Raw genomic sequence first — 7,299 nt, 5'->3', positions numbered from 1 at the left:
GTTATCGGGCTGATAGCCGCAGGTGGTCTGGCGGCTGCACTATCGACCGCAGCAGGCCTGTTGCTGGCTATATCCTCAGCAATCAGTCACGATTTGATCAAGGGTTCAATTAATCCGGGCATTTCGGAGAAAGGCGAGTTGCTGGCAGCCCGTATCTCCATGGCCGTAGCGATTGTTGTGGCGACATACCTTGGCGCCAATCCTCCGGGGTTCGCAGCGCAGGTGGTCGCTCTGGCCTTCGGTATTGCAGCGGCATCACTGTTCCCGACCCTGATGATGGGTATCTTCTCCAAGCGTGTTAACAATACCGGCGCCATTGCAGGTATGTTGTGCGGCTTGGCGTTCACTCTGACGTACATCTTTGTGTACAAGGGCTGGCTCTTTATTCCGGGCACTGCGAACCTTGCAGACATTCCGGCAAACTGGGTATTCGGTATCTCTCCGCTGTCGATCGGTGCGATTGGCGCCCTGGTCAACTTTGCGGTAGCCTTCGCTGTATCCAATGCAACTGAAGAGCCGCCCGTTGAGATTCAGGAGCTGGTTGAAAGCGTTCGCTACCCCCGCGGTGCGGCACAAGCTCAAGACCACTAAGCAACAACCCGACCTGCTTTACTCAATGAGTTGACAGGTTGTTACTGAACGGGCTTCCTCCTAGAGGAAGCCCGTTCTTTTTTAAGGAATTACATTTATGTTCTGGACTCTTGTCGCCACTGTATTCTGCGGGCTGGGCGCCGCCGGCATTGCCCTGGGAATCCGGGCTGCCACCCGCAATAGGGCGCCTAAATGGATTATTCCGGTATTTGCCGGAGCTGGTATGCTTGGCTATCTGATCTACGGGGAATACATCTGGTTTGACCACAAACAGTCACGCCTGCCAGATGAGGCTGTCGTCGTGAGCACAGAGAGCAAGGGGATTTTCTGGCGCCCCTGGTCGCTGGCTTTCCCATATGTAACCGCGTTTTCCACAGTGGATATGGACAGCATCGCACAGGACACCAACAACCCGGACATCATTCGATTCACGCTCTACCGCTTTGAACAGAAGCTTACGGACACAGTTTCACATCGGGTTCACATTATTAACTGCTCGACCCGCGAGGTCGTTCCTATTGGTTCTGATGGAACACCCAGAGTAGACAATCTCAAAGTTCTTGACCGGGACGACCCGCTTTTCTCCAAGGTATGTGCTGGCTGATGTTCCGGTAACTAACCAGGTTGCTTGCCCGACCTGACGGAAATTTATAAATATGATTAGTGCCTGGCTGCTGGTTTTAATCTCCATCACCTACATTTCGATCCTGTTTATCATCGCGTGGGCAGGAGATAAACACCCCGGGCTTTATCGCAAGCGCCTGGCACGAACCCATGTATATTCGCTATCACTGGCGGTCTACTTCACCTCCTGGACATTTTACGGCGCCGTCGGCCGCGCTACTCAGGAAGGGCTCGGCTTTCTGCCAATATATCTTGGCCCTCTACTGGTGTTTGTTTTCGGCGCACCACTGCTGCGCCGGATTATTCACATAAGCAAACGCAACAACAGCACGTCTATAGCAGACTTCATTGCCTCCCGGTATGGCAAGTCACAGCTGTTAGCCGCCATGATCGCCGCCTTCGCGTTGATTGGCAGCGTGCCCTATATCGCCTTGCAGCTGAAAGCTATCGCCATGGGCTTCAGCGTATTATCGGACACAGGCTCGGGTGCCGGGGGGCTGACTACCGCGGCCTGGAATGATGCCGCCTGGTACATAACCCTGGCCCTTACAGTATTCACCGTGCTTTTTGGCACGCGCCACCTGGAATCTACAGAACACCATCGAGGCATGATTCAAGCCGTTGCCTTTGAATCGCTTATCAAGCTTGTTGCTTTTGTTGCCGTCGGACTTTTTGTCGGATACGGGCTCTACAACGGCTTTGGTGATCTGTTCACAAATATCCAGCAGGCCGACCTGACCGGCATTCTGACCACAGATGCTATCGAGGCTCCGGCATTCATCACCCAAACCCTGGTGGCGATGCTCGCCATCATCTGCCTGCCAAGACAATTTCACGTTATGGTGGTCGAGAATGCTGACCCCCGGGATTTTGAAGTTGCGCGCTGGGCTATGCCGATTTATCTCGTGGTAGCGAGCGCTTTCGTTTTGCCTATTGCGGCAGCCGGCTTGCTGGAGCCGGAAGCCATAGGCGGCAACCCGGATATTCTGATCCTGCAGCTACCAATAATGGCGGGCAAAGAATGGCTGGCTATCCTCGCATTCCTTGGCGGCGGATCTGCTGCTGCTGCCATGGTAATTGTCTGCTCCGTCGCTATCGCCACCATGGTGAGTAACGAAATCATCATGCCGGCATTGCTCAAGTTTTTCCGGCCGAGGATGAACCGTCAGGCGGACCTGAGTTTTTTGCTGCTTGGCATCCGCCGGGTGGCCATTTTTGTTGTTCTACTGACGGCCTATGGCTTTTACCGGATGGCAGGAGAGGACTACAGCCTGACGTCATTCGGGCTGCTGTCGTTTGCCGCAGCCGCGCAATTCGGGCCGGCTCTGGTCGGAGGTATCCTCTGGCGTCGCGGAAATGCAACAGGTGCAACCTGGGGGCTCGGGTTGGGCTTTCTCATGTGGTGTTACACGCTACTGCTCCCGGCTCTGGCTTCTACCGGCTGGTTCACCGACTCCCTGATAAACAAAGGTCTATGGGGCCTGAACTGGACAAGGCCGACCGCATTATTCGGCCTTGAACTCGATCAGACCAGCCATGGCATTATCTGGAGCCTTGGCATCAACACACTGGTTTACATAACACTCTCGCTGGTTACCCGCCAACGAGTGCGCGAGAAAATCCAGATCGCCTCGTTTTTCCATGAGCCCAGCCCAAAAGGTGATACGGTCCAGCATCAAAGCTGGCAGGGGGAAATACTCACATCAGACCTGCAAGCTCTTACCGACAGATTCATGGGAGAGGAGCGCTCTGAAACCATTTTCCGTAACTACGGCCGCCGCAATGCCATAAGGCTGCACCCACACCGGCCGGCTTCATCTCACCTGATGAAGTATATAGAGCGCCAGCTTGCCTCTGTGATTGGTGCATCTACTGCCCGGGTGGTTCTGGAATCAACTCTCACGGGTCGGGACATGCAGATCGAGGATGTGGTCAGCATCGTTGACGAAGCATCACAAGCCATGACCTTCAGCCGGGAATTGCTGCAGTCAGCCATCGAAAACATAAGCCTAGGCGTGTCGGTGGTAAATCAGCAACAACAACTGGTGGTCTGGAACCATCGCTATCTGGAGCTTTTTACTTATCCGAAAGGCTTTGTGAGAGTTGGGCGCCCGGCAGAAGACCTGATGCGCTACAACCTCACCAATGCAAATCTGCCGGCTCGGCGCATTGACGAAATCATTACCAACCACTACGCCAGCATGCGTGAAGGTCAGCCTATTTCGTACGAGCGCCAGCGCCCAGACGGGACAATTGTTCGGGTAGATGGCAGCCCGATCCCTGGTGGCGGTTATGTGACAACGTTCCAGGACATTACGGCGATGCGCCGCACTGAGCAAGCTCTGAAAGAAACCAATATATACCTGGAACAGCGGGTTAGAGAGCGTACGCAGGAACTGCAGGTTATCAACGAGCAAATGCTCAAAGCGAAGTCCGTCGCCGAGCAGGCAAACCAGAGTAAAACCCGCTTTCTTGCGTCCGCCAGTCACGATCTCCTGCAACCGCTGAATGCGGCACGGTTGTTTACCTCTGCGCTTGCCGGGAAAGCTAACAATGCCGAGAACAAAGAACTCGTAGATCATATCGACAGCTCACTCGGCGCAGCAGAAGAGATAATCAGTACCCTGCTCGACATTTCCAAACTTGATGCCGGAGCTCTGGAGCCAGACATTGGTGTATTCCCGGTTAACGACATTATGCGCCATCTCGCTACCGACTTTACCGCCATTGCGGAAGATCAGGGCCTGAAGCTTCATGTCGTGCCCAGTAGTGCATGGATTCGTTCTGACTCAAAACTCTTGCGTCGCGTGGTACAGAACTTCCTGTCCAACGCCATACGCTATACTCCGGAAGGAAAAATTCTGCTGGGTTGTCGCCGTCTGAAAGGGTTTCTGCGCATAGAAGTATGGGACACCGGCCCGGGTATACCGGAAGACCAGCTGACCTTTATTTTCGAGGAATTCCGGCGCTTTCAGCAGGGCCGGGACAAAAAAGGGCTGGGGCTCGGCCTCGCAATCGTGGACCGCATCAGCGGTATGTTAAATCATCCAGTAAGTGTCCAGTCCGTTCAGGGCAAGGGAAGCGTGTTTGGCATTACCGTTCCTATCGCACCCTCAAACCAGGCTTACCAAACATCAGAAACGGCGGCTACAAGCTCCCGTCGGGTATCCAGCCTTGGGGGGCTGAACGTACTTTGCATCGATAACGATCCAGCCATTTTGCAGGGGATGGTGGCGCTACTGGGGAACTGGAAGTGCGATATTACGGCAGCTCATAGCCTGGAAGATGCTCTGGAACAGTTAAACTCCAGGCAACCCGATATTATACTTGCGGACTATCAGCTTGATGATGACAAGAACGGCCTGGACGCAATGGATGCAATACGCATCGCAGTTGGGCACGATATACCGGGCATACTGATAACCGGATATATGGCGATGGAAGTTCGCGAGGACGCGATAGAACGAGGCTACCAAATCCTATACAAACCGGTTAAACCCGCTGCCCTGAGGGCCATGGTAAACAAACTGCTGAAGCAGAAACGCTCATGAGCGCACCTGACAACAAGTCCGATTCCGGTACAAGTGCATTCGGCAAGCTCGCTTATCTTGTGATCGACGACTTCGAGAACTTCCGGCTTTCAATGCGTCATATGCTTCGCAGCTGTGGCGCAGATAATATAGAGCTGGTTGCACGCGCACTGCCTGCTGTGCAGTACTGCACTTATAATCACGTTGATGTAGTTCTCTGCGATTATAATCTTGGCGAGGGCAAGAACGGCCAGCATATTCTGGAAGAACTGCGCCACAAGAAGCTTCTCAAGCGGTCGTCGCTGTTTCTCATGGTGACATCAGAGACGTCGAGGGAAATGGTTATGGGTGCCCGTGAATACCAGCCGGATGCCTACCTCACCAAACCAATCAACCGCGCCATGCTGGAGAAACGTCTCGGTAGCCTGATCAGCCAACGAAATGCCCTGCTTCCGATTAACAGGGAGATCGACCGGGAAAATTACCCTGAAGCCATCTCACTTTGCATGCAGGCTATCCCCCGAATGCCTCGCCATAAAACCTGGCTCATGAAAACCCTCGGAGAGCTCTATTTCCTGCTGGGCGACCTTTCCCACGCTATTAAAGTATACGACGAGGTTCTTTCCCAGCGAGAGCTGTCCTGGGCGCGGTTCGGACACAGCAAAGTACTGCTGGCCAACCATCGCCATGATGAAGCTGTTGCGGGTCTGCGCGCGCTGATCGCCAGTCATCCGGACTATATGGAGGCTTATGACCTTCTGGCGGAGGGCCTTGAACGCCAGAACAAGCCAGGCCAGGCTCAAAAAATTCTTGAGCGAGCGACAGACTATTCACCCAATGCCCTGCTGCGCCAGAAACACCTGGCAGAACTGGCTGAGTCAAACCAGGACATGGATACAGCAGCAGAGGCATGGCGGCGAACTGTAGACCTTGGGACTCACTCCATTCACGACAGCCCGAACCACTATATTGCACTCAGCCATACGCTCTGCGACCTCAGTGAAGGCAATATAGAACTGGAGGGAATGGCGCTCGCCAAAGAAGCCTTTTCTGTCCTGAACAATATGGAAAAGCGATTTCCGGATAGCGACTCTCTCATACTCCGCAGCCAGATTATTCAGTGCCGAATCTACGCCGGCCAGGAGCAGGTTGAGAAAGCCGAAAAAGTACTTGAGCGCATTCGCCCTGAACTAAGAAACGCACGTGCTCCCGACCTGGAAACCAGTCTGGACTATGCAAAGACACTATTCCGCCTTGGTTACGGGGAAGAAGCCAAATCGCTTCTTGGAGAGTTGGCTGATCAATTCAGCGAAGATCCGGTCACCCTGAAAAAGATTGAAAATCTGTTGGATGAACCCGTCAGCTTTCGCATGAAAGTTAAAGCCCGTCGTTTGAACCGGGATGGAATAGAGGCATTTGAGTCAGGCAATCTCAAGGAAGCCGGGAGCATATTCAAAAAAGCGCTTGAGATGATACCGGACCACCCTGCCCTTAATCTTAATCAGGTTCAGGTTTTGATGAAGGAGTACGAAGGCGACACGTCCAAAAAAGACCTGCTGAAAAGCTGCCAGCAGCATCTCAACCAACTCGCTAACCTGCCAGAACAGCACGGACAATATCGTCGCTATCTTGCCCTGCAACGCAAACTGAAGGCACTGAACCTATGAAAAACCGAAACATCGACTTCTCTATGGTTCTGGCTCTGGCCGTGCACGACATGAAGAACTCACTGGGGATGCTGCTAAACTCGCTGGATGAACTACGAGCCGAGAATGAGGACAAGCTCAATGACTCCTCCAGATTCAACACTTTGCAATACGAAGCCGAACGGATACACAACGACCTCGTGCAGCTTTTGGGAATCTACCGGCTGGGCGAAAACAACCTTTCTGCGCACATCGAAGAACACTTTGTTCCTGACTTTCTGTCTGAGCACCTGGCCAGGCACACACCCCTCCTGAAAGGACTGGGCATCGAATACTCCATTGATGCAGATCCAATTAATGGTTTTTTTGATGCCGACCTGCTTACCGGCGCACTTAATAACACCATCAACAATGCTATTCGGTATACCAAAACGAGAATCAGGCTAACGGCGAATAAACGCGATGATTATCTCGTTATCGGCGTGGAAGATGATGGTGAGGGTTATCCCGAGAGTATGCAGCATACCGGCACGCTGAGCTTCAAATCTCTGGACTTTAACACCGGCAGTACGAGCCTTGGCTTATTCTTTGTTTCTGCTGTCGCAGATCTTCACAGCGAGGGAGAGCGGACTGGTTACATCAAGCTGCACAATGGTGGGCATCTAAGCGGCGGTGTTTTCGAGATCTGGCTTCCGTAGCATTCGGAGAAATTCAGCGCAGCGCTGATCGGCGAGTTGAATTTCGGGCATAAAAAAACCCCAGTCTCGTTAGAGACTGGGGTTTTGGTATTAAGAGTCTGACGATGACCTACTCTCACATGGGCAAATGCCACACTACCATCGGCGCAGGCCTGTTTCACTTCTGAGTTCGGGATGGGATCAGGTGGTTCCAGGCCGCTATGGTCGTCA

At 53.1% G+C, this 7,299-nt stretch carries 5 protein-coding genes and 1 rRNA gene; 5 read left to right on the top strand and 1 reads right to left on the bottom strand.

Features of this window, described 5'->3' with window-relative positions:
• The 5 genes from ACN0RL_RS13305 to ACN0RL_RS13285 form a co-directional block, all read left to right on the top strand.
• Nucleotides 1-591: sodium:solute symporter family transporter (locus tag ACN0RL_RS13305; RefSeq protein ID WP_417517553.1), on the top strand; the 591-nt coding region annotated here is incomplete at its 5' end.
• Between the two features lie 97 nt (nt 592-688).
• Nucleotides 689-1,195: a hypothetical protein gene (locus ACN0RL_RS13300; RefSeq protein WP_417517551.1), complete on the top strand. Its 507-nt coding sequence runs from the start codon at nt 689-691 to the stop codon at nt 1,193-1,195.
• A gap of 52 nt (nt 1,196-1,247) precedes the next feature.
• Nucleotides 1,248-4,766 carry a NahK/ErcS family hybrid sensor histidine kinase/response regulator gene (locus ACN0RL_RS13295; RefSeq protein WP_417517549.1) on the top strand — a complete coding sequence of 1,173 codons (3,519 nt, stop codon included), beginning with the start codon at nt 1,248-1,250 and terminating at the stop codon, nt 4,764-4,766.
• On the top strand, nt 4,763-6,412 hold the full coding sequence (locus ACN0RL_RS13290; RefSeq protein WP_417517547.1) for a response regulator: 1,650 nt from the start codon (nt 4,763-4,765) through the stop codon (nt 6,410-6,412). Before ACN0RL_RS13295 ends, ACN0RL_RS13290 begins: the two co-directional genes overlap by 4 nt.
• Nucleotides 6,409-7,089, top strand: a complete 681-nt coding sequence (locus ACN0RL_RS13285; RefSeq protein WP_417517545.1) for a sensor histidine kinase — start codon at nt 6,409-6,411, stop codon at nt 7,087-7,089. The genes ACN0RL_RS13290 and ACN0RL_RS13285 overlap by 4 nt, the downstream gene beginning before the upstream one ends.
• Before the next feature lie 96 nt (nt 7,090-7,185).
• Here ACN0RL_RS13285 and rrf read toward each other — a convergent pair.
• Nucleotides 7,186-7,299: ribosomal RNA gene (rrf, locus tag ACN0RL_RS13280) — 5S ribosomal RNA — on the bottom strand; the annotation flags it as partial.

The sequence above is a fragment of the Marinobacter sp. genome (assembly GCF_048259445.1).
Taxonomy (GTDB): domain Bacteria; phylum Pseudomonadota; class Gammaproteobacteria; order Pseudomonadales; family Oleiphilaceae; genus Marinobacter.
Note: the sequence above shows the minus strand (reverse complement) of the source record. Positions and strands in the feature narration are given on the sequence as shown.

What these genes read in the sequence shown, in the direction of transcription:
- ACN0RL_RS13285 (WP_417517545.1), top strand. Translation starts at nt 6,409, where the DNA reads ATGAAAAACCGAAACATCGACTTCTCTATGGTTCTGGCTCTGGCCGTG.
- ACN0RL_RS13300 (WP_417517551.1), top strand. Translation starts at nt 689, where the DNA reads ATGTTCTGGACTCTTGTCGCCACTGTATTCTGCGGGCTGGGCGCCGCC.
- ACN0RL_RS13290 (WP_417517547.1), top strand. Translation starts at nt 4,763, where the DNA reads ATGAGCGCACCTGACAACAAGTCCGATTCCGGTACAAGTGCATTCGGC.
- ACN0RL_RS13295 (WP_417517549.1), top strand. Translation starts at nt 1,248, where the DNA reads ATGATTAGTGCCTGGCTGCTGGTTTTAATCTCCATCACCTACATTTCG.